The following is a 22609-nucleotide window of genomic DNA, read 5'->3' as shown; positions in this document are numbered from 1 at the left end:
TTGCTTTTCAACAGGCTAGTGCCTGTTCAAAAGCCATTAGATCCAAGGAACAAGACCCCACAGCGAACGCCGCGTATACGTAATACGCAAGGGTGTTGTGGGGTCGCAGTGACGCCGAAGATGAGGGCTTTTCAACAGGCATGCTTTATATATGGATAGGTTTATCTATAGCTCCATGGGCAGCCTCCATAACGATTTCTGATAATGTTGGATGGGGATGGATTGCCTTTGCCAGTTCATGTACTGTCCCCTCCATTTCCATTGTGGTGACAGCTTCTGCAATCATATCTGTAGCATTTGGAGCTAATATGTGAATCCCCAGAACCTCTCCATAGCTCTTTTCAGCTATGATTTTCACAAATCCGTCACTTTCTCCTTCAGCTAGGGCTTTCCCGTTAGCACTTAAAGGGAAGGTGCTTACAATGATGTCATACCCCTTTTCCCTTGCCACTTGCTCAGTCAGTCCAGCCGATCCTATTTCAGGAAAACCATAAATACAAGACGGCGCCTTATCATAGTTTAGAACTGATATATGACCCATTATGTTTTCAACAGCTACTATTCCTTCGGCTGATGCAACATGGGCCAACATGAGCTTCCCATTTACATCTCCTACTGCATATACCCCCTCTATATTTGTTTCTAATCTTTCATTGGTTACTACATTGCCCCTTTTGTCTAGTTCAATACCTAACTTCTCAAGCCCCTTGCTGTTTGCTACACGTCCTATACTTAACAATACCTTGTCAGGGGTAAATTCTCGTGTTGTTCCATCTACTGAAGTAATTACTTTATTACCATCAAATTTCTTAACATCAGTTTTATACATCACATTTATTCCATCCCTCTTTAAGATATCAGTCATGGTATCCCGTAGATCAAGATCAATGTTCCCTAAAAGAGCATCGCTTCTCTGGAAAATGGTTACTTTCGTCCCTAGGGCATTGTAAAGGGTTGCAAACTCAACACCCACTACCCCTCCCCCCACTATAATGAGCTCCTTTGGGATTTCTTCAATAGCCAGAATCCCCTTACTTGTTACGACAAGACCCTTCTCCATTGCTTCCTCTATTCCCTCTATCTTTGGTATACGAGGGGATGAACCAGTCGCTATTATAAGATTTCTGGTTTTAATGGTGTCATCATTAACTTTTATTGTATTCTTGTCAATGATTTCCCCATATCCCTTGTATAGGTCTACATTGTTTTTCTTTAATAGAAAACTGACTCCTCCAGTAAGCTTCTTTACAACCTGATCTTTTCTTTTAAGCATATTTGACCAATTGATTGAGACAACATTCTTATCTATGATATCTATACCATACTTTTCTGAATTCATTATATTTTGATAAACCTTAGCACTCTTTAATAGGGTTTTTGTAGGAATGCAACCCCAGTTAAGGCATACTCCACCTACATCTTCCTTTTCAATTATGGCTGTTTTTGCCCCCATTTGGGCTGCCTTAATGGCCGCCACATATCCACCAGGACCTGCACCAATTACGGTTACATCATATTGCTTCATGTTCTGCCCTCCCTCTTGTCATTTTAATTAATTGATTTTATCCTTTATTTAATGGAGAAGCAGTTTTAGTTTAATAATACAAGCATTGGGTCCTTCAATAATTCTTCCAATCTCATTAAAAATCTCCCTGCATCTCCACCATCAATCACTCTATGATCTATACACAGGGTAATTGGCATCATATCTTTAATAACAATCTGATTATCTTCTACTATAGGTCTTTTTTCGATGGCACCTACTCCTAAAATGGCAGTTTCAGGATATTTAATTACTGGAACACCATATTTACCTCCAATTGCACCATAGTTCGTAATTGTGAAGGTTCCATTTTGCAATTTCTCTAAGGAAACACTTCTGTTTCTCGTTTCTAGCTTTAATTCTTCCATAGTTCTGGCAATTTGAAATATTCCCTTCTGATCTGCGTCCTTGATTACTGGTACCATTAATCCATCAGGCGTATCCACTGCCATTCCTATATTGTAAAACTTCTTTAGTATAACTTCTTCCTTTTCATGGTCATAGCTTGCGTTGAAGACTGGAAACTCTTTTAGGGCAATAGCTACTGCCTTTATAATAAATGGCATGAAGGTCAGATGTACTCCCGCCTTCTCAGCAAGCTCCTTCTGCTCCATTCTAAATTGGACTAATTTGGTTACATCAAAGTCATTCATGGTGGCAGCGTGGGGAATCAATGATTTGGAGAGTACCATGTTTTTAGCAACTGTTTTTCTTAGCATTGAGATTGATACCCTTTCTACCTCACCCTCAAATTTCATTTCTGGTACCTTGATAGGTGAAATATATGTAGCTTCTCCTTCATCTTTTGCTTTCATTTCACCCTCTTGAGCCTCAACATCTTTGTTATTAGCCCTTGTATCTAGAGCTTCTTTCGCTTTGTATATATCCTCCTTCATCACTCTACCTACTGCCCCAGTACCTTCTACTGTAGTAATGTCAATTCCTAAATCCTTAGCCAGCTTCCTAGCTACAGGGGTAGCTAAAACCTTTTTCTTGTTGATATCATTTTTTCCCTTCATTTCATGGCTGCTTTCTATAACCTCTGATGATACCTCGATCTGTCCGACTACTCCAGCTGTCTCTTCTTCTCCTTCGCCAACTGCCTCTTTTTTAGGTTCCACAGCCTTTTGCTCCGAATCATCAGCTTCATTTCCGTCATCTATTATCGCTATAACTTGACCTACTTCAATCACATCCCCCACACTGGCCATCTTCTTTGATAGTTTTCCCGTTATGGGAGATGGAATTTCTGCATTTACTTTATCAGTCTCTACCAGGAAGAGGTTATCTCCATCTTTAACTTCGTCTCCTTCTTCAAAAAACCACTTCAATAACTTTCCTTCATGGATACCTTCACCTATATCTGCAAATTTGAATTCAAACAAACCCCACACCTCCTCTTAATAGCTTACGATTTCCATCACTTTATCAACGATTTGCTCTGGTGTTATGATAAAATGATGTTCACCCATTGGCAACGGTACCGTAACGTCAAAACCTGTCAATCTAGCTGGTGGCGCCTCGAGATAAAGGAATGCCCCCTCGTTAACTATTGATATTAATTCGGCTCCTGGTCCAAAGGATTTATATGCTTCATGAATGACTAAAAATCTTCCAGTCTTTTGAACAGAATCGATTATTGTCCCCTTGTCTAGGGGTGATATCGTTCTAAGATCAATCAACTCTATATTTACACCTTTTTCCTCTAAGACTTTAGCTGCCTTTTGTGCCTCCCTCACCAGAGCCCCCCAAGTAACTACTGTAATATCAGTGCCTTCTTTTACAATCTTTGCTTTTCCAATTGGAATGATATAGTCCTCTTCTGGCACCTCCTGCTTAAATGCTCTATAAATCCTCTTTGGTTCTAGGAATATTACTGGGTCTGGGTCTCTAATAGCTGCTAAAAGTAGTCCTTTAGAGTCATAGGGAGTGGAGGGGATTACCACCTTCAGTCCAGGGGTCTGGGCAAATATATCCTCAATACTTTCGGAATGGTGTTCTAGTGCCCTTACTCCACCGCCATAGGGCATCCTTATTACCATTGGTAAATGATATTTTCCTCTAGTCCTATTTCTAAATCTTGCCACATGACCTATTATCTGATTAAGGGCAGGTAGGACAAATCCAGAGAATTGCATCTCTACCACAGGCTTCATTCCATTGATGGCCATTCCTACAGCTGAACCTACTATCCCTGCTTCCGCTAAGGGTGTATCAAAGCATCTTTTTTCACCATATTTCTTTTGAAGCCCCACGGTGGCTCTGAATACCCCGCCTTCATAGCCAACATCCTCACCGTAAACAACGACCGACTGATCCCTTTCCATTTCTTGATCAAGGGCTTGATTGATTGCAGAAATATTGTTTAAAAGTGGCATTTACTTTTCTCCCCCTTCTGTGTACTTCTTATATGCCTCATATTGCTCCACCAAATTTGGCGTCATTTCTTCATACTGATATTTAAAAATATCCTCTAAAGGCACTAATCCATATTTTTCTACTTTTTTAAAGGTTTCGTTAACAAATTTTTCGTATTCATCATTTTGACTTTCTTCTTTTCCTTCATCCCATATCTTTTTATTAATCAAGTACTTCTTAAGTCTCTTAAGTGGGTCTTTGCCCCTCCATTCCTCTACTTCTGACTCTTCACGATATATCGTTGGATCATCTGATGTGGTATGGGGTCCCAATCTATAGGTTACTGCTTCAATCAATGTTGGTCCTTCACCTCTTCTAGCCCTATCTACAGCCTCTTTCGTTGCCGCATAAACAGCCAATAGATCATTCCCATCCACTTGAATACCTGGCATCCCAAAAGCGACTGCTTTTTGGGCTAAGGTCTTGGCCTTCGTCTGGGATCTTCTTGGAACTGAGATCGCAAAATGGTTATTTGATATCACAAAAACTGTTGGTGTATTAAATACAGCCGCAAAGTTTAAGGCTTCGGAGAATTCTCCCTGAGAAGTTCCACCATCCCCCACATAGGCTATTGTTACATCATCCTCTCCCTTGATATTAGAGGCCATCCCCAGCCCTACTGCATGATTTAATTGAGATGCAATTGGTACAGATATTGGCAGCATCTTAACATCCTCTGGAAAATTACTTCCTTCTTCTGTTCCATACCAGTATAAAAATACCTGCTCCAACGGAACCCCCTTATACAACCATGCTCCTAATTCCCTAAATGCAGGTACTAGCCAATCCCTTTTCTCCGTAGCTGCTATAGAACCTACTTGAGTCGCTTCTTGTCCTAGGTTTGGTGCATATGTCAACATTCTTCCCTGTCTTTGATATTGAAGCGCCTTAATGTCAGTCATTCTAGCTAAAAGCATCGTTTTGTAAAGCTCAATGAGCCTTTCATCTGAAAGATCTGGTACTAAGCTTTCGTTTATGATGTTGCCTTCTTTATCTAAGATTTCTAACCGTTTCCCTTCTAGGGGATTATATTTTTCTACAAGCATTCTTTACCCTCCTTTGAAATTTGAACTCAATTCTTATTTAATTTATTCATCATATACCCAATATACCCATAATAAAGTTATGTAAGAACAAAATATTAGCCAGGGCAAGTACTATTTTAATAACGGAGATGTTTTTGCATAAGTTGAGACCGTTCAAATGTCCTAGATTCAAGGCACAAAAAAGCTCAGCCACCCCCCGTGTATATAAAAACATACGGGAAGTGGCTGAGCTTTTTATGCAATTTATACTATTATTGATTTTTATCAATATTAATGAAAAATATTAATACTACCAGATACAGTCTTTACATTAATTTCATTTTTATCGGAACCTACAGTCCCCTCCATTTTTCTTCCTTCATCTTTACTGATTACAATTGGGAAATTGCAATCTATTCTTCCAGAAGTCGATTTTGCCCAAAGACCAAATTCAGCGTTTTCTGGTAATTTGATATTGATTCTTCCAGAGGTAGTACCTATATCTATGTTATTGTTAAACTCAGCATATTCAACATCAACGGAACCCGATACCGTTCCAGCATCAATGTCTCCTGTAAAGTTAAGAATATTCACTCTCCCTGAAACTGTCCCAACTGTGGTAGTATTGGTCTTAGCTGAATCTACATGAATACTTCCAGAAACAGATTCTAAACTAAATTCATTAGCCTCAACTTCATCGATAATTATTTCTCCCGATACGGTTTTAACTGCGATCTCTTCATAGATCCTTCTTGGCAAATAGATATCTAGTTGTAGATTTTCCCTAAGTCTTCCTATATTAACAATTTTATTTCTGTTAATTTCCACTCTAATTTCATCTCCATCATGGGTCACCTCTAAAACTGGTAATGCTTTGGAATTAGTTTCAACAGTCCCGTGAAAATGGACTCTGATTTCTTTTGAATCACCCGTTGCAAAAAACTCCACTGGAGCGCTAATAGTTTTAATGTCTATTTCTTCAATTCTTTCAATTTCATAATACTTTTCTTCATCAATGGTGTATTTTTCTAAGTCTCCTAAGTTAATGCTCAGCCCCTTGTTGGTAGGCACACATCCAACCATAACTAACATGATGCTACAAAGAACTAAAACTAATATTTTTTTTGAACCCCAATTATTTTTCACTTTATATCCTCCCCTTTAAATCTTCAATCTTCTTTTTTTCTTCTTCAACAAATTATACGGAGCTGTTTATAAAAAGTCTGAACAAATTCCATTTTTTTCAAAAAAATTTCAAGAAAAGTTTTTCAAAAAAGTTTTTCAAATGAAATACCATTTTGTGCTAGAATTAATGTTATACACGTGGATCTTCTAAGGTGGATCAAGTGGAAGAACTATTAGATCAATATAATAAATACCTCCACGCTATAGAACCCATCGCTTTTTTAGATGACCTAACCACGAAAAATGTTTTGATTCATGAAGGCAAATTATCTGCAATAATTGATATAGATTGCATCTGTTTTGGTGATAAAATTTATTTTATCGCATTAACAAATATGGCCCTCATATCTTTAGGTTATGATACCAAATATATAGACTACCTTGTGAAAGAAATGAAACTGTCTGAATACGAAAAAGAAATACTTAAATTATACACCTTGGTCTTCTGCGTTGATTTCATGGGGGAAAAGGGATTAAAAATTAAGGATAAAGTCATACCAGCAACCCAAAATGAAATTATCCAATTAAATGATTTCTATGAGAAAATATTTAATGAACTAACTATGAAACTCTAGTAGCGTTTTTTATAGTACACAAAAGAAGGAGTTAGTTCCCGAAGAACTAACTCCCTTAAAATATTATCTATGTGTTTTATTAAAATACTCCATACTCTTTAACGCTAATACTTTACCGTTTTTATACTTTTTACTTAACTACTACATGTTTTTGTTTTTGAAGCTTACTTTGAGCTTCTTTTTCATCTACTACTGTACTGGACATAAACTTAAAAATTATAAACAAAAGTCCCATTACTAAATATCCCACCATATAATCAGAATTCAGCATTAGTCCCAACTTTGGTGCATGCATAAATCCTGTAGCTGAAAGAATTGCAGCTACAACGGCAGTATAGGCTGCTTTGTGGAACTCGTTATCAATAATAAATACCAATATTGCCCCCCAAAGTAAACCAGTAAACATTGCACCTTGGCCCAAAGGAACAATTCCAGAAGACAGGCTACTTACAACCTCTTCTGCTTTTCCGTTGAATCTAGTCATAATGTAGTTGGCAAAGTACGGGAACATGGCCAATACAACTGCTGGATAATGTTTGTTTTCCACTGAAGAGAATGCTTGGGATACCATTGAAATACCGACAAATACAAGTATAGGTGCAATAACAGCTACAGGGATAATCTTTGACATTGCAGCAATAATTCCAAATGTTGATGCCAATAAAAATACCACACCATTTAATACAGAATAACCTCTTCCTGCCTTCATCCATTTAGACCCGATGGATGCAATATATACAGTTGTTGGGAATACCCCTCCAAAGATTGTTCCAATCATTGTTCCTACACCATCTGCTAACTGGGCTTCTTGAACATCATAATCGTCCCCTGCTGCAGCCATGGCCTCTACATTGTTCATGGTTTCTATAAAGTTGTAAATTGAGATCGGTAATAATATTGCAAATAAGCCCATCATTTCTGTTGTTAACAAAGAAATTCCTTTAATAAATCCTAGTGTTGGCAGTGGTGCATAAAAACCAACATTTGATAGACCTTGAGATATCTGTGACGCATCTGCTTTTCCAATTGTATAGGCTAACACCGTTCCAATGACAATTGCAAATAAAGAAGCTGGCATTTTGAAAGGCATTGGTTTTTTCGCTACTAACCCAATTAAAATAATTGCCAAAACAACCATACCGATTACTGGCATTTCATAGGTCTTGAAAAATAACTCCCCACCAATAAAAGCAAAGGCAACTCCTGCTAAAGCCCCCAGCATTGATGCCCTTGGCAAGTGCTTTCTAATCCATCTTCCTACAATACTCCCCAGTGCCTCCACTAGTCCCCCGAGAAAACAGGCACCTAGTCCAATTTTCCACCCTAATTCAGGATCTCCTGTCAGTTCTAGGGCTGGCTTTAATACGCCAAACAAGTAAATAAACATAACTGGAGTACTAATCCCATAGGAAAGTGCAGTTACATCCAATCTATTTTCCTTCTTAGCCAGTTTTCCAGCCATATGGGCATAATATAAATTACCAAATAATACCGAAATTGCCGCCCCTGGAATTACCTTTCCATACACAATACTGGCTGGGTATCCCATTGAAATCATTGCTACTGCTATTAATACAAAGTTCGCTAAATTGTTCTGGAATAAAGCGAAGAAACCATCAACGTCCTCTCTTTTAAACCATGGATAAATGATCTTTGACATTTTTAATAACCCCCTTCTTAGAATTATGATTTTTCGATGTGTTACTCTTGAGACGGCTCTTTAAAACTAATTTTTCCGTCCTCCATACTGCTAATAATAGCTAGGGATTCCACATGAATGTTGGCTTCCTTGGCTAACTGCCCACCTTTTTGAAATCCTTTTTCAATAACAATACCAGCTCCCACTAGTTGAGCCTTTGCTTCATCAACTATTTGCTTTAACCCTAGCAGCGCTTGTCCATTGGCTAAAAAATCATCAATGATAAGGACATGGTCACTACTGTCTAAATAACGCTTAGAAACTCTGATTTTATAATGTTTTTCCTTCGTATATGAGTATACTTCCCCTTGAAATGTATCCTTGTCTAAGTTCTTTGACTCTGTTTTCTTTGCAAAGACCACTGGAACATTAAAGTACTGTCCTGCCAATACTGCAATTGCGATTCCAGAAACCTCTGCAGTTAGAATTTTAGTAACCTTCTTCCCCTCAAATCTCTTCTTAAACTCTTTACCAACTTCATTTAATAATTCTATATCCAATTGGTGATTGAGGAAGCTATCAACTTTCAGGACTCCTCCCGCTTCAACCCTTCCAACTTCCATGATTTTTTTCTTTAATAATTCCATATCCTTTTCCTCCCCTTAAATCCGCTGACATACTTCGAATTCAAAAAAAACAAAACCCCGTAGATTTTAACTACAGGGTTGGAAACTCATTTCATTGACTCAAAAAATCATCATTGATTTGTGTTTTTACCATATATAGTAAAATGTAAACACCAATCATGACTCTTTTTATAAAATCAAACAAATAATACCACCCGTAGTCAGGCCATTAACGGTAGCCCGGTAGAAACTCTTGGTCCATATCACCAACATTATACGAGATTCTTTATGAAGTTTTTACGACTCAAAATTCTTAGAATTTATTCTATATCAATAGTCAGCAAAAATCAAGTTGTTTTTACAAGAATCGACATGTTTTTAAAAAGCTAACCTTCTTATTTGTTGGATATTTAACGGGGCTCATGCCAAAACTCATCGGATGTAATTTCGAATAAAATTGCTATTTTAAAATTTATAGTTCGTATATAATTCTATTATATACTCTATCAAGATGCTAATCAAGTTATTTTACCTTTAAAATACGAACTATGTATAATTTAATCACTATACTTCTGTTTTTCTATAGCTCCTTCTCTTATTTTTATACAAATGAACTCCATATAGTAAAACTAGCAAAGTATAATTAGTTGCCAAAATATATGGATGAGACCAACCTACTCCGTCAATGTGTAGATGGCTTAATGGATATAAAAACTTCGTAGGAAAAAAATCAGCAGAATGGGTTGGAATATCCATTAGTATGTGGAGGGGCCATGCTAAAAAGGCTATTGAAATCTCCTTCCCCCAAATCTTCCTTATCATAGTCCAGAGAATCGCTGCCACCACTAAGCTATGGGTAAAATTATACAAAACAAACACCCAGTGATCAAAACTCTCTAACGCTGGTTTACCCATCACAACATTACCCATTACTAGTTCCATAATGGTGTGGGGTAGAAACACAATTAAATCAGGCAATAATCCAAAGATCACAGCATACTTAAATAAGCCCTTTTTCTTGCCACAAAATAGACCACCCCATAAACCGTGGGTAAGTACATCCATTGAAATTCCTCCTTCTAACATTATTTTATGATTTTACTGTTATTTTCACCGTTGTTTTTAAATATATTTATTATTAACAATTAACTTTAACCCATACCTAGCCCTTTACACGGGTCCCCCCCCTTAAGAAAAATAACACCAACTTTAAGTTAAAGAATCTAAATTTACATAATCTTTGTACATTACCCAAAACTGTGCTAAAATAAGCTATGTTGACTTATAAGAAAGTATATTAAATATAAAGGGGGAGAATATCATGGGAAGAGCTCATAAAGCCAAATTTATACTCCGTTTCTTAGTGATCTTCCTTCTATGGAATCTATTTGTGTTATACCCCAATCCTTATCGTTTAGGGGTTTCCATCTATCGTATCTTTAACCCAGAGATTAATCCGTCGGCGATTGCCCATCTACTAGAGGATACCCCCCACGATCCTAAGGAAATTGAAACCTATGTATTGAACATTATCCCCTATCAATATGACTGGCAAACCTATGGGGTTCCCTTCTATTTCCCAAAAGCTGAAGAGGTCATTGCGAAAGGCACAGGGGATTGCAAAAGTCGATTTGTTGTTCTAGCCTCCATCTTTGAAGCTAAGGGCATCCCCTATCGACAAAGCTTCTCCCTAAGTCATTTTTGGGTTGACTATGAGGGTAAAACAGAAAATAAAATCGAACAAAAATCTAATGCTCTTTTGGTAAGAAATGAAGATGGGACTAATAAACTACAGTTACCTCAAGAAGAATTAAAAGAAGTTTACGAAGCCCTCAAGGAAGGATTTTGGGACTACATGCCTCTTCATAGAAGGGTGTTATTAATGGCTGGTTTGCCTATGTCGATTATGATTGCTTTATTCATAAATCATTTAAAAGTGAAGAAGAAACGAAAATACTATTTCAAATTTTAGCTGACGACCAAAACAAATATATTTTAAAAACAGCAAATCAATGCCATCTAATAAAGCCCCAGCAAATCAGTTAGCATACCACTACTTTTTAGCTGGGGTTTTCATTTTTCTTCTTTCTATTTTTTAATACATTCCTACGATTTTCTTTCCTGCTTCGCTGGCCTCTTTAATCTTAACAGAATTAACTCCCCTTAATCCTTCGACTTTTTCCATAATTGACGGTCTCAATGTACTTCCCCCTTAGATATATAAATTACAAAATATTTTTACAACTTTACTATGAAATACTATCATAAGTAGATTGTTTTCTCCAATAATATATATCTATGGTGGACAGGTTGGGTATTGATTTTTTTTATAACATTTAATCATATTAATTAATTTCCCTACCCTCCCTAGGGGTCAAATAAAACACAATCACCGCCATACAAAGGATTGCCGTCACAATGATACTTGAATACCGTACTTCTGCTCCAAGTCTTTTAATAACGATTCCTAAGTAAGACCATAAAATAACAAGGCTATAGAGGGTATCCCTTTTGTTAACCAATACATAACGGGTGATTAACGTTCCGATGATCAACATACTTATGGTCCAAATAACTGCTGAAGCTCCAAAACCATCCCAACCTAAGTACACAAATAGGGTTGTAAAATTTGCTATTGTAGCAATAGTAATCCAACCTAAGTAAATTTGAAATGGAGCATGGACGAAGAATCGAATTCTCTTTGGAACAACAACCCTTCCGACATTTAAGTTCTGATAGATCTTCAGTAAAGAAAATAACAGAACCAACATCAAAATAACGGATATAGGAATTTCTCTGTAGTGCCAAGCAAGGATCCAACTAAAGTTTGCAGCACAGGAAACCACAAACCACCAGCTAATTTGATCTACAAAATATTGATTTTTCTTCTTATTTGAAAATAAATCCCTCCCCTGATAAATAACAAATCCACCTAAAAGAATATAGATTACTCCCCAGATGGAGAATGTAATATTGGCAGGAGTAAATAGGTTTGGATACATTTCTGCTACTTCCCCAGTGGTGTTCCCTCCTATTGGTATAACATTTGCCAATATATTAATAGCCACCATTCCGATATAGGCAATGATATTCATGATTTGTAAAATAAAAACATTTTTCCTCATAAAAGTCCCTCCCTTTGCAAATAATATACTATCTTTAAGGATTGCCAATAATCTCCGTATCATTCCTAACACCTACTCATATCCATTATATGCAATACGTTTTATTTGCAGTATAGGTTTTTGATATAGTAATTAGTAGGCATTTGGCATCCATGTTTTTTAAATGGATGAAGGAAATTCGGTTTTTTTGTTGAATAAGTTATCTTAGTGTTGGATTTATGAAATTCAGCTTACGAAAAGCTAATTACGTTGATTATGCACACCTAAATCATTGTGATAAAAAAAGAGAAAACGAAGAAAACCCACCTATTATGAAGTTATGAAGACTTCAATTATGTAACCATGAAGGTTAGAGGAAAACCCCTCTATTTTTTATGGTTTTTTGTATTAAAAAATCATCTACACATTTAATAAATGCTAAAATTTCGGAGGTGCAATATGAAAGTACTTTATTTTGATTGTTTTTCTGGTATCAGCGGAGATATGTTCCTTGGGGCAATGTTGGATATCGGAGTAAAAGAAGAATATCTACGCCAACAATTAGATTTACTAAAGGTATCTGGTTATCAACTAAAAGTCTACAGTGATGAAAGAAAAGGCATCACTGGAACTAGAGCAAAAGTACAGCTAGTTCATGAACATAATCATAATCATAGTCATCATCACCTTCAACACGATCATCACCTTGACCACCATCACCGAAATTTACAGGACATTACCAAAATCATTAATCATAGCCAACTTAATGATCATGTAAAAAAAATTAGCCTTGAAATGTTCCACCATATCGCTGTAGCTGAAGCAAAAATCCATGGCAAAAGCCTTAATGATGTTCATTTCCATGAAGTTGGGGCTATCGACTCCATTGTTGATATTGTCGGTGCTGCCATTTGTATAGATTGTCTAAAGGTTGACAAGGTAATCTTCTCAACCATTGCTGTTGGTGGCGGATTTGTTCATTGTGCCCACGGGATATTCCCTGTACCTGCACCAGCTACTGTGGAAATTTTAAAAGGAATCAAAATTACTTCTGGCGGTGTAGAAAAGGAACTTACTACCCCTACTGGTGCCGCCATTGTTAAGGCTTTAGCCAATGAGTTCTCCGATAATAAAGATTTTATTATAGAAAAGATCGGTTACGGCATTGGTGGTCGAGACAATCCAATCCCTAATGTCCTTCGAGTATTCCTGGGAAAAGTAGAAGATATCCCTTTGAGGTTATCCTATACTGAAAAGGAGCAAGCGAAGGTGTTAGAGTGTAATATTGATGACAGTAATCCTGAGGTATATCCCTACATAATGGAGCGACTATTTGAAGCTGGAGCAATGGATGTTTGGATGACCCCCATCGTGATGAAAAAAGGACGTACTGCCACAACCTTAAGCGTTTTATGTAGTCAAGAACTAATGGAGGATATGCTCAATATCCTATTTTTAGAGACCTCCACCATTGGGGTTAGAAGCTATGATGTAGAAAAAACCATGTTAAAGAGAAGCTTTGTTATGATAGATACCCCCTATGGATCAGTGACTTTCAAAACCGTTTCCTATAATGGAAAGGAAATTAAGTACAAGGCAGAATATGAGGATTGTAGGCGGATAGCAAAAGAACATAAGCTACCACTTAATCAAGTCTACGACACAGTAAATAAGATATATCAAAACAAGAAATAAGGGGTGACGGAATGAATACAAAAGAATTAACAAACCTGTTGGAAAAGGTTAAAGACAATCGAATCTCCATCGAAGAGGCAGTGGGAAACTTGAAGCAACTCCCCTTCTCGGACCTTGGTTTTGCAAAGGTAGATCATCATAGGGAGTTGCGTCAAGGATATCCCGAAATCATCTACTGTCAAGGTAAAACCACTGAACATGTGGTTGGAATCGTTAAATCAATGCTGGAAAAAGGAAGCAATATTCTTGGCACTAGAGCAACAGAAGAAATGTATGAAGCCATCAAAGCGTTTTATCCAGTTGTTCAATACCATCCCCTTGCAAAGACAATTACCATCAAGCAAAAAGAACAAGAAGTCCCCTCCTCCTATATTGTTGTGGTGACAGGAGGAACTTCTGATATCCCTGTTTCGGAAGAAGCTGCTATCACAGCAGAGATATTGGGTAATAAAGTTGAGAGGGTGTATGATGTTGGTGTGGCAGGTATCCATCGTCTATTTGCCAACATTGATATTATTCGAGGTGCACAGGTGGTAATTGCTGTAGCTGGGATGGAGGGGGCCCTTGGAAGTGTCATCGGTGGTCTAGTGGAGAAACCAGTAATCGCTGTCCCCACCAGTGTAGGCTATGGTGCCAACTTTGGAGGCCTGGCACCCCTGTTGTCCATGTTGAATAGTTGCTCCAGCGGTACTGCTGTTGTCAATATCGATAACGGTTTTGGTGCTGGCTATATGGCCAGTATGATTAATCATTTATAGCCATATCCCATCTATACTAGCCTATCCACAGCAGGTTTATTAAAACTATATTTTCTCCACCACATCAAAATCCTGTAGGGTCTCACTACCAGAGACACTACAGGATTTAAAGTATGCACCTCATCTAGTTTAATTTTATTCTATTTGTCTTCTTAAGCATCACCATTCTTAAGATTTTCCCTCAAAGAAGCAAACATCTGGCTTCTCAAATTTTTACTCTCTATAATCTTGTTTTTGTACATTTGCTCCTCAGCTTTTTTTATAATTTCATTGATTTCTTCTTCCACTGAGATCTTTGTTCCGTATCCTAAAGAGATACTAATCTTAATGGGGTCCTCCTCAGCCTCTTCACATCGTCTTTTAATCTCCTGACAGATACTTTTCGCCCTTTCCTCAGGAGTGTTATGGAGAATAACCGCGAATTCATCTCCACCCCAACGGGCTACAACATCTTCTTTTCTACAGGAATTTTTGATAATCTCTGCGATTTTTATCAAAAGCCGATCTCCTTCCAGATGCCCAAAGGTATCATTGGTAAGCTTCAATCCATTGACATCCCCTATGATAATGGAAATAGGTAGATGCTCTTCAGTATCTAGACGGGTCAATGAGTCTTCAAAATAAGCTCTATTGAAAAGACCTGTCAACTTGTCATGATAGCTTAAATATCGAATATGGGCTTCGGTTGCCTTCCTTTCAGTAATATCAGTATAAAACCCATGAAGACCAATAATCTCTCCATTAACAACTGTGGCTCCACCTCTAATAGAAACGGGGATCTTTTTTCCACCCTTGGCAGTCCGCACAGTCTCTAGCTCAACACTTTCTCCTAAAAGGGCTTTTTTACTTACTAGAAGAGCTTCTTCTATTAGGTCTTCATCAGCAATCAACAAATCTAAGTTCTTCCCCTTACATTCTTCAAGGGTATATCCGAAGATTTCTGTGAATCTTTTATTAATATCGATAATGTTACCCTTCTTATCTAAATGCCCTATGGCATCTGGAGAATAGTTAAAAAAGGATTCTAGTATTTTCTTTTGGTGTATGATCTGTTCTTGATCTTTTTTACGTTGACGAATATCGGTGTAAATGGCAAAGCCACCTATAATCTCATTATTAATGATGATAGGAGCCCCCCGTAAAATTACACTGATGGGTTGACCCTCTTTACTATAACGGACAGTATCATAGTATTGAATTGTCTCCCCTACCAAAATTTCATAGGAACCATATCTCATCACTTGGTTATGGGGATCGATCACTCGATTAATATTCTTTCCCTTTATTTCATCAATACTATATCCAAACAAGTCTGTAAACTGCTTGTTTATACTAACAACCTCGTGTTTGCTATCAAATCTCACTATGGCGTCAGGACTGTTATTAAACAAACACTCTAATGATTTTTTCTGCTGTAAAAGTCTTTTATTTACCTCCACTGCCCAGCTCCATCGGTTTTCGCTAATTTTTAAGGTTTCCTCCAGTGCCCGCTCCTTCTCCATTAACCTTTCTCCCCAGCGATTTTTTTCGGTTACGTCTGTGATTGTTAATAGTACTTTATCTTCCCCTAGTAAATTAAGGGTTACCTTATAAAAGTGTTCAACTCCTCCATTCATACATCTATATTCAAAGTCTTGGCGCTTCTTAGTGCGATGGAGTCTCTCTATGTAAAGCTGAAAATGTTCATGATTTTTTTCTAGCAGAATACAGGGGGCCATATCCTGATTATCATAAGAGCCAACAAAACCCTCCAAGATATTTCCCGTATAATCTAAGATAAACAAATCCTTTACCGTAAGCCTAAGCATATCCACTAACATTTCTTTTGAGTGTTGTTCTAGCTTCATTATTATCCCCCCAGTTTAGATAGTACTCTCGCCTATACTGATACACTATAACCAATTAATACCCTATTTTTACTCTTATAAAAATTTTTTCCCTATATTTCTACATTTTTTTTATTTTAATGAACAAAGTCTTCCCTCGGAAGATTTAATTGATGACTTATGTTGAAACTCATTTACGAAAAGTTCTCTTTTATATTAACTTAATGTAGAACTTTCCCATTCGTTATAAAAAAGAATCCCTAAATCATCTTCTAGGGACACTTTTTCGTCTTGATCTATTTAGTAAATCGTACTCCTCCTTGAAACTTCCTCCAATGCCTTGCCATAGTGTCTATGGTAAATCCCTTCCTAGGAGACATATGGACAAACTCCTTATCCGTCACCATGATCCCCGTATGGGTAATGACACCCCGTTTAACCGCAAAGTACACCAGGTCAAGGGGTCTTAATTCATCTAACTCCACTGACTTTCCACCTAGAGCTTTTATTCCTCTAATATAACGTTGTGGATCCTTTTTATACCAATTCTTAGGAATTTCCTGACCGTCCCCCGAAGGAATTTCAATCCCGAATTCTTTATAAAACAATACCATAAAACCAAGGCAATCAAGCCCTTCCTCTGTACTTCGTCCATTATGAACAAAATTAACATTTCTATATTTTTTAACAATTTCACACATTTTCTCATTAAATAAAGCTTCATTCATGCTTCTTCCCCCTTAATAAAATGTCTGAAGCAGACCTTTATTTCTATCTTATGCAGAGAGAAAAAACAAGTGATAAATTAAGTTAGGGTAATATTAATTTTTTTATCCGTCTAGAGACGGAGATAAAACCCGTCCTAGGTGTGTTTTATTGTGGAATAAAATACTATATATTATAATTAAGGAAAGAGCAAAACTGGCTTGACCATGTAATACTCATATAAAAAAATTTAAAGGAGGACTTTTTATGAAAAGAATTTTTTTCGGAGGATTACTCATTGTACTCGGTATTTTGTTTCTAATGGGTAATATATATTACCTTCCCTACGATATTGGAGAAATCGTCTCCACCTACTGGCCAGCACTTTTAATTTTATGGGGACTTAATGAAATTGCTGATAACTTTCGCCAAGATAGAAATCGTTATGGGATGAGTAATTTTTTCTTTCCAACTATATTGATTGCACTTGGGTCTGTTCTATTAGGAAATAATTTAGATCTTTTCCCCCTCGGTGACATTAATTTATGGCATGTATTTTGGCCTCTTGTAATCATTTTCATAGGGTTATCCTTTATTCTTCCCTCCCGTTGGAAAAGACCTAGAGTGTACGTAATCAATAGAGATGGCAATAAAAAAAAGTTAAATTCAAGAGGTAGTTTTGATGGTGATTCCCAAAGTGTGTTACTTGGTTCCCTACATCTAGGTAAAGAACCGTGGGCACTGGAGGATTCTTCATATCATATTGGTGTAGGAGAAGCAAAAATAGACCTCTCAAAGGCCTTAATCAAAGAAGGGGAGACGAAACTCCAAGTATCTGGTTGTACTGGAGAAATAGTATTGATTATACCTGGTGATGTAGCTGTAGATGTCAATGCTTCTTTAGACTTAGGTTCTATTACTATATTTGATAGAGAACATTCCGGCACTCCAAGGCAAGTTACCTATAGAAGTGTTGATTACGATACAGCCTATAAGAAGCTTTTTATCGATGTATCATTAAACATTGGTGAAATTATTATAAAGCAGGTGCATTAAATGTTCTCCCGGTATTTAAAGAACAGTTTTTTTAGCAATAGCCTGCAATGGGTTATAATTGAAAAAATCCTAATCGCTTCTTTAGGTAGTTGTATCATTACTAGCCTCGCTCTTTGGTCTTTATTCTTCAGACCAGAGGGTAGCTTTTTACTTAATGCACCACCCAAATGGAGGATATCTATTGTATTCGGCATCATCCTCTTCACCTGTGTTTTTACTGCTTTCCTATTTAGTCTTCCCTTTGGTAGAGGGTTAAAGGAAGAGCTACTAAAGGTCGAAGAAGCCCATGAAGCAGTCAGTAGAGGAAGGATTAACTTACGATTACCGCAAGAGAGTTATCGTGAAATCAATCAAATCAACCATCAATTTAACTGTATGGCAGAATATACAGAAAAACAGGTTGAGTCTCTACAACGTCTTGTGAATGAGAATAAGCTGCTGGTTAAAAATGCCGAGGAAACAGCTTCAATAGATGAACGTAAAAAAATCGCTAGAGAATTACATGATGCCGTGAGTCAACAATTATTTGCCACCTCCATCACTTTAGGGGCCATCAAAAACCTGCTAACCCAAAATCCAACTGAGGCTATTAAGTACTTCGAGAAAGTAGAAGTGATGGTCCATACAGCCCAACAGGAATTACGGGCCCTGATTATGCATTTAAGACCCGTTAGTTTAAAGGGTTTTTCATTAACAGTGGGATTAGACAAATTTCTAAAGGAATTGGATGATAAAAATAAAAATGTCAATATTCGTTGGGAAATTGAAGATGTTGCTAATTTGTCAGAAGGAGTAGAGGATAACCTTTTTAGAGTCATACAAGAAGGAGTCTCAAACGTTTTAAGACATTCCAAAGCAACTACCCTAATGATTCGACTCTATGTAAGGAATAGAGTCCTATCTATTATAATTGAAGATAATGGTGTTGGTTTCGATTCAAAAAAAGATAATTTGAGTTCCTATGGGATTGACTCCATGAAGGAAAGAGTAGCTGATGTTGGCGGTAGGTTAGATCTATTGTCTTATCCCAATAAAGGCACTCGAGTTGAAATTCGTGTTCCAATTTAATGATATAATAGGGGAGGAATACAGGTGTCGAAAAAAATTAAAGTAATGATTGTCGATGACCATGAGATGGTTCGTATGGGATTAAGTGCTTATCTCTCTACAGAGGATTTGATAGAGATTGTTGGTGAAGCTTCTAATGGTAGAGAAGCCTTAGAATTAAGTCAAGCATTGAGTCCAGATGTCATACTTATGGACCTGATCATGAATGAAATGGATGGTATTGAAGCTACCAAAGCAATCCTTCATAAGTTTAGAGAATTAAAAAAACAGGTTAAGATCATTGTTCTAACTAGCTTTATAGATGACCAGCAGGTATTTGCTGCCCTAGAAGCAGGGGCCTTTAGCTTCCTTTTAAAAACCGCTACTGCCACAGAAATATCTGATGCAATCATAAAAGCAATGAAGAACGAAGCTGTACTTGAGGGAAAAGTAACCCACTTAATGATTAACCGTGTTCAACAAAAAGAACCTAAGCATTCCCAGCTAACCCACCGGGAGCTTGAGGTATTACAGCTCATTGGTGAAGGTAAAACCAATAAAGAAATCGGTGAGGAATTATTCATAGGTATTAAAACCGTTAAGACCCATGTCAGCAATATCCTTTCAAAACTTGAACTTGAGGACCGTACTAAAGTAGCTGTCTATGCTAATCAAAATAATCTAATTAAATAATATAAACAATTCATATTTATATAGACTAACCAGCATCCTATCCCCCTAGGTATGCTGGTTTTGTTTTCAAAACCCTGTCACCATAAGGTTTACCGTTTCTCCATCCCTCATACAATTCTCATGACTTACCTTTGCAACATCTGGATCACAGAAGATTCCAGAATTACTTGTGATCTCTTTTATGTACTAGCTAGACACAGGTTATCAAATATATATTTTTCAAAGTACCCCTGAGATACTAATTTTGAAATAATCTCTAGAGCCTTTTCCTGCTCCATGCCCTTCCTATAGATTCGATCTTCTGTTAAAGCCTGATAAATATCACACACAGCAATAATCTGACATTCTTCAGTCATATTGACTCCACCAAAGCCTTCTGGATACCCGGAGCCCTTCAAATTTTCATGATGATTGCCACTCCATTCTGCAATTTCCTCAAAACCAGAGATTTGCTTTAAAATGAACTTAGTGTAGTAGGGATGTTTTTTTATGGTCAACATTTCTTCATCATCTAATCCACCAGGCTTATCCAATATTTCGTTAGGTACCAATAGCTTTCCTAAATCATGTAGATAACCGGCAATCTTCATTTTCGTACATTTTTCCTCATCATAGTTAAAGGCCTTTGCCAATTTGTAGGCTTTTTCCGAGACTCCTATTGAGTGTTGATGGGTGAAGTCACTTTTTTTATCTATAATAATAGCAAATGCTCTAGAAATTTGCTCTAGCTCATTGATATTTAACTCCATAACCTTATTCGGAATAATCATTTTTAAGTTTGGTTGAATATCATATGTACCAATGTCAATCCACATCTTTTCCTTTTGTAACAATTCCAGTACCGCATCAACTATATCTTCCCTAAATCCCTTTCCCTTTTCTGAGTTAAGCCATTGTCTAATATCTTTTCTAAATGCTAAACTATCCCTTCCACTATTAAATCTTAGCTCCAATTGATCCGCTAGGGCAATAATTTGGGATAGCAATGGAATTTTATCCCCCTTCAGACCGTATAGACCTGTCCCGTCCCATCTTTCATGATGGTACCTTATAATTTCTGACACCTCTTGATTCAGTGGAAGCTCTTTTGCTACTTCCCAACCAGTAGTTGCATGATGATCTAAGTTATTCATTTCCGCCTTCACAAATGCCTTCCTTCCCTGAAGCAACAAGGAATGGGTCACCCCTATATCATGTAGAATTGCCCCTTGAAAAGCATGGTTCTTCAAGTCATTCCTGTCCATTTTTTCTACCGTCAACAGAGTAATGTAGGATACTTTTTTAGCATGTTGAAAAGGTTTTTTTTCTGCTACATCCAGTAAGAGCGAAAACGATAATAAAATCTCATTAAGATTTACTTTAAAATCCCCCAATGCGTCACTTCCTGTTCTTTTTTTTATTGTTAGTAGGTTATATTGCGTATTTTGTGTGTAGACGCAGAATATAAAGCCATCTAATTTGTAATATTTCTTATTTTCTTCAATACATCCTAGTAATTAGTACCCAGTGAATCATTAAATAATCAAACTTCAAATTATTATCTAATTTTATCAGTAGATATATTATAAACCTATCCCTCCACATTCTACGCTACTTGAGATTAGAATTATAAATATACACCTTCACCTTACTTACCATGATGTAGGTGAAGAAAATTCATTTAATTTTCTAACTTTTTAGCCCACTTATCTAAAATTGTTAATTAATTTTAATTTCTTTTTTTGTATAATTATAAAGGATTAATGCCTTCTTAATTGAATATAATCTAAATATTAATCATTGATTACACTACAACCAACAGGAGGTCAAAATGAAAATTAAGTACATAACGAAAATTAACTGGTATCAGAATTTAAAAATCAAGTCAAAATTGCTTTCCTCATTTTTAATGATTATAGTTCTTCTTGTCCTAATAGGTGGCTTAGCTTTATATAATATCAAATCCATGAAGGATAGTATGTCCACGATGTATTATGACGGACTCATTCCAGTACAGCAACTGGGGACTGTTGAGAGTAATGTAGTCAAAATTCGACTTAGTTTAATGAGATTGATTACACATGACAATCATATCAAAGTTACACATGTAGTAGACGAAGTGAATGGTCTACGTGCAAAGAACAATCAATTGATTAATGATTATGAAGCAACCATCACGCCTAAAGATACTGACGAAAAAGAGGCGCTTGATACCTTTAAAGGACTATTGAATAACTACCGCTCGAGTCAGGATGAATTTTTAAAACATGTTCATAATAATAAACTTGAAGAAGCTTTAATTGAATATAAACAACTAGCACAGCTGGGTTATGAAACGGAAAAATCCATCGCAGCACTAAGTGACCTAAACGTGGAAATTTCTAATGACATTAATCAAGCCAATGATGCTCAATATCAACGTATTTTTAGTACTACGACTCTATTAATGATTGCAGCTGGCCTTTTAGCTGCAATTTTAGGAACCTTTATATCCTATAATATTACTAATGGGTTGAAAAAAATTGTCCAATTTGCTCATCACTTTGGAGATGGAGACTTAACTCAAAAGTTAGATATCCATACCAAGGATGAAATTGGTCAATTGGCAGCTTCCTTGAATAAAGCAGTGGATAATACCCATGTAACTGGCAAGTGTTTTTGGCGAAATTTTGGCAAATAATTTTCCTGAGATTTTTCCAGTTTCACCGCCTTAATGTTTTAACTTACTAAAATAA

General features: G+C 36.7%; 20 protein-coding genes and 1 riboswitch. Of the genes, 8 read left to right on the top strand and 12 right to left on the bottom strand.

Annotated features, from left to right (window positions below):
- Positions 1 to 145: 145 nt before the first annotated feature.
- The 5 genes from lpdA to JOC73_RS14485 form a co-directional block, all read right to left on the bottom strand.
- Positions 146 to 1525 (bottom strand): dihydrolipoyl dehydrogenase, encoded by a 1380-nt coding sequence (lpdA, locus tag JOC73_RS14505; protein WP_204404519.1) that lies wholly within the window; start codon positions 1523 to 1525, stop codon positions 146 to 148.
- Between the two features lie 65 nt (positions 1526 to 1590).
- Entirely contained in the window at positions 1591 to 2928 is a 1338-nt protein-coding gene (locus tag JOC73_RS14500) for a dihydrolipoamide acetyltransferase family protein (protein WP_204404517.1), read from the bottom strand.
- A gap of 15 nt (positions 2929 to 2943) precedes the next feature.
- Positions 2944 to 3921 carry an alpha-ketoacid dehydrogenase subunit beta gene (locus JOC73_RS14495; protein ID WP_204404515.1) on the bottom strand — a complete coding sequence of 326 codons (978 nt, stop codon included), beginning with the start codon at positions 3919 to 3921 and terminating at the stop codon, positions 2944 to 2946.
- On the bottom strand, positions 3922 to 5007 hold the full coding sequence (pdhA, locus tag JOC73_RS14490; protein WP_204404513.1) for a pyruvate dehydrogenase (acetyl-transferring) E1 component subunit alpha: 1086 nt from the start codon (positions 5005 to 5007) through the stop codon (positions 3922 to 3924). It abuts the gene before it with no gap.
- A gap of 270 nt (positions 5008 to 5277) precedes the next feature.
- A complete protein-coding gene (locus tag JOC73_RS14485) occupies positions 5278 to 6132 on the bottom strand; it encodes a DUF4097 family beta strand repeat-containing protein (protein ID WP_204404511.1) in 855 nt (284 codons plus the stop codon).
- 200 nt (positions 6133 to 6332) lie between these two features.
- Between JOC73_RS14485 and JOC73_RS14480 the strand changes: the two genes are divergently transcribed.
- A complete protein-coding gene (locus JOC73_RS14480) occupies positions 6333 to 6746 on the top strand; it encodes a protein kinase family protein (RefSeq protein ID WP_204404510.1) in 414 nt (137 codons plus the stop codon).
- A 130-nt stretch (positions 6747 to 6876) separates the two neighbouring features.
- On the opposite strand, the gene JOC73_RS14475 is transcribed toward JOC73_RS14480, so the two are convergent.
- From JOC73_RS14475 to JOC73_RS14465, 3 genes are all read right to left on the bottom strand, one after another.
- Complete coding sequence (locus tag JOC73_RS14475; protein WP_204404508.1) at positions 6877 to 8406, bottom strand: solute carrier family 23 protein; 1530 nt, start codon at positions 8404 to 8406, stop codon at positions 6877 to 6879.
- Between the two features lie 41 nt (positions 8407 to 8447).
- Positions 8448 to 9032 carry a xanthine phosphoribosyltransferase gene (locus tag JOC73_RS14470; protein ID WP_204404506.1) on the bottom strand — a complete coding sequence of 195 codons (585 nt, stop codon included), beginning with the start codon at positions 9030 to 9032 and terminating at the stop codon, positions 8448 to 8450.
- Positions 9033 to 9209: 177 nt separating this feature from the next.
- Positions 9210 to 9311, bottom strand: a riboswitch (purine riboswitch).
- A 264-nt stretch (positions 9312 to 9575) separates the two neighbouring features.
- A complete protein-coding gene (locus tag JOC73_RS14465) occupies positions 9576 to 10076 on the bottom strand; it encodes a hypothetical protein (RefSeq protein WP_204404504.1) in 501 nt (166 codons plus the stop codon).
- Between the two features lie 256 nt (positions 10077 to 10332).
- Here JOC73_RS14465 and JOC73_RS14460 point away from each other — a divergent pair, with 256 nt between their 5' ends.
- Positions 10333 to 10983, top strand: coding sequence for a hypothetical protein (locus JOC73_RS14460; RefSeq protein WP_204404502.1), 651 nt, complete (start codon positions 10333 to 10335; stop codon positions 10981 to 10983).
- A 373-nt stretch (positions 10984 to 11356) separates the two neighbouring features.
- Here JOC73_RS14460 and JOC73_RS14455 read toward each other — a convergent pair whose 3' ends face one another.
- Complete coding sequence (locus tag JOC73_RS14455) at positions 11357 to 12136, bottom strand: tryptophan-rich sensory protein (RefSeq protein WP_204404500.1); 780 nt, start codon at positions 12134 to 12136, stop codon at positions 11357 to 11359.
- 438 nt (positions 12137 to 12574) lie between these two features.
- Here JOC73_RS14455 and larC point away from each other — a divergent pair, with 438 nt between their 5' ends.
- Complete coding sequence (gene larC, locus JOC73_RS14450; RefSeq protein ID WP_204404498.1) at positions 12575 to 13810, top strand: nickel pincer cofactor biosynthesis protein LarC; 1236 nt, start codon at positions 12575 to 12577, stop codon at positions 13808 to 13810.
- An 11-nt stretch (positions 13811 to 13821) separates the two neighbouring features.
- Complete coding sequence (larB, locus tag JOC73_RS14445; RefSeq protein WP_204404496.1) at positions 13822 to 14568, top strand: nickel pincer cofactor biosynthesis protein LarB; 747 nt, start codon at positions 13822 to 13824, stop codon at positions 14566 to 14568.
- 152 nt (positions 14569 to 14720) lie between these two features.
- On the opposite strand, the gene JOC73_RS14440 is transcribed toward larB, so the two are convergent.
- Together JOC73_RS14440 and JOC73_RS14435 are read right to left on the bottom strand one after the other, a co-directional pair.
- Positions 14721 to 16415 carry a sensor domain-containing diguanylate cyclase gene (locus JOC73_RS14440; RefSeq protein WP_204404494.1) on the bottom strand — a complete coding sequence of 565 codons (1695 nt, stop codon included), beginning with the start codon at positions 16413 to 16415 and terminating at the stop codon, positions 14721 to 14723.
- 275 nt (positions 16416 to 16690) lie between these two features.
- Complete coding sequence (locus tag JOC73_RS14435) at positions 16691 to 17122, bottom strand: C40 family peptidase (RefSeq protein WP_204404492.1); 432 nt, start codon at positions 17120 to 17122, stop codon at positions 16691 to 16693.
- Positions 17123 to 17366: 244 nt separating this feature from the next.
- On the opposite strand from JOC73_RS14435, the gene liaF reads away from it, so the two are divergent.
- The 3 genes from liaF to JOC73_RS14420 are packed head-to-tail and all read left to right on the top strand — an operon-like array spanning position 17367 to position 19895.
- Positions 17367 to 18155 (top strand): cell wall-active antibiotics response protein LiaF, encoded by a 789-nt coding sequence (gene liaF / locus JOC73_RS14430; protein WP_204404489.1) that lies wholly within the window; start codon positions 17367 to 17369, stop codon positions 18153 to 18155.
- Positions 18156 to 19223: a sensor histidine kinase gene (locus JOC73_RS14425; protein WP_204404487.1), complete on the top strand. Its 1068-nt coding sequence runs from the start codon at positions 18156 to 18158 to the stop codon at positions 19221 to 19223. It begins immediately after the preceding gene.
- Between the two features lie 24 nt (positions 19224 to 19247).
- Positions 19248 to 19895, top strand: a complete 648-nt coding sequence (locus JOC73_RS14420; protein ID WP_330613223.1) for a response regulator transcription factor — start codon at positions 19248 to 19250, stop codon at positions 19893 to 19895.
- A gap of 179 nt (positions 19896 to 20074) precedes the next feature.
- Here JOC73_RS14420 and JOC73_RS14415 read toward each other — a convergent pair whose 3' ends face one another.
- The gene (locus tag JOC73_RS14415; RefSeq protein WP_204404485.1) at positions 20075 to 21268 is read right to left on the bottom strand and encodes an HD-GYP domain-containing protein; all 1194 of its coding nucleotides are present in this window, start codon (positions 21266 to 21268) and stop codon (positions 20075 to 20077) included.
- Positions 21269 to 21705: 437 nt separating this feature from the next.
- On the opposite strand from JOC73_RS14415, the gene JOC73_RS14410 reads away from it, so the two are divergent.
- The gene (locus JOC73_RS14410; RefSeq protein ID WP_204404483.1) at positions 21706 to 22554 is read left to right on the top strand and encodes an MCP four helix bundle domain-containing protein; all 849 of its coding nucleotides are present in this window, start codon (positions 21706 to 21708) and stop codon (positions 22552 to 22554) included.
- Positions 22555 to 22609 lie beyond the last annotated feature (55 nt).

This window comes from Alkaliphilus hydrothermalis (genome assembly GCF_016908555.1).
Classification (GTDB): domain Bacteria; phylum Bacillota; class Clostridia; order Peptostreptococcales; family Natronincolaceae; genus Alkaliphilus; species Alkaliphilus hydrothermalis.
This window is presented reverse-complemented; position numbering and strand designations above follow the sequence as displayed.

Bases quoted from the DNA above. Each gene is read 5' to 3' on its own strand.
- lpdA (WP_204404519.1), bottom strand. From the start codon at position 1,525: ATGAAGCAATATGATGTAACCGTAATTGGTGCAGGTCCTGGTGGATAT.
- pdhA (WP_204404513.1), bottom strand. From the start codon at position 5,007: ATGCTTGTAGAAAAATATAATCCCCTAGAAGGGAAACGGTTAGAAATC.
- JOC73_RS14440 (WP_204404494.1), bottom strand. From the start codon at position 16,415: ATGAAGCTAGAACAACACTCAAAAGAAATGTTAGTGGATATGCTTAGG.
- JOC73_RS14470 (WP_204404506.1), bottom strand. From the start codon at position 9,032: ATGGAATTATTAAAGAAAAAAATCATGGAAGTTGGAAGGGTTGAAGCG.
- JOC73_RS14475 (WP_204404508.1), bottom strand. From the start codon at position 8,406: ATGTCAAAGATCATTTATCCATGGTTTAAAAGAGAGGACGTTGATGGT.
- liaF (WP_204404489.1), top strand. From the start codon at position 17,367: ATGAAAAGAATTTTTTTCGGAGGATTACTCATTGTACTCGGTATTTTG.
- JOC73_RS14455 (WP_204404500.1), bottom strand. From the start codon at position 12,136: ATGAGGAAAAATGTTTTTATTTTACAAATCATGAATATCATTGCCTAT.
- JOC73_RS14465 (WP_204404504.1), bottom strand. From the start codon at position 10,076: ATGGATGTACTTACCCACGGTTTATGGGGTGGTCTATTTTGTGGCAAG.
- JOC73_RS14460 (WP_204404502.1), top strand. From the start codon at position 10,333: ATGGGAAGAGCTCATAAAGCCAAATTTATACTCCGTTTCTTAGTGATC.
- JOC73_RS14410 (WP_204404483.1), top strand. From the start codon at position 21,706: ATGAAAATTAAGTACATAACGAAAATTAACTGGTATCAGAATTTAAAA.
- larB (WP_204404496.1), top strand. From the start codon at position 13,822: ATGAATACAAAAGAATTAACAAACCTGTTGGAAAAGGTTAAAGACAAT.
- JOC73_RS14495 (WP_204404515.1), bottom strand. From the start codon at position 3,921: ATGCCACTTTTAAACAATATTTCTGCAATCAATCAAGCCCTTGATCAA.
- larC (WP_204404498.1), top strand. From the start codon at position 12,575: ATGAAAGTACTTTATTTTGATTGTTTTTCTGGTATCAGCGGAGATATG.
- JOC73_RS14435 (WP_204404492.1), bottom strand. From the start codon at position 17,122: ATGAATGAAGCTTTATTTAATGAGAAAATGTGTGAAATTGTTAAAAAA.
- JOC73_RS14425 (WP_204404487.1), top strand. From the start codon at position 18,156: ATGTTCTCCCGGTATTTAAAGAACAGTTTTTTTAGCAATAGCCTGCAA.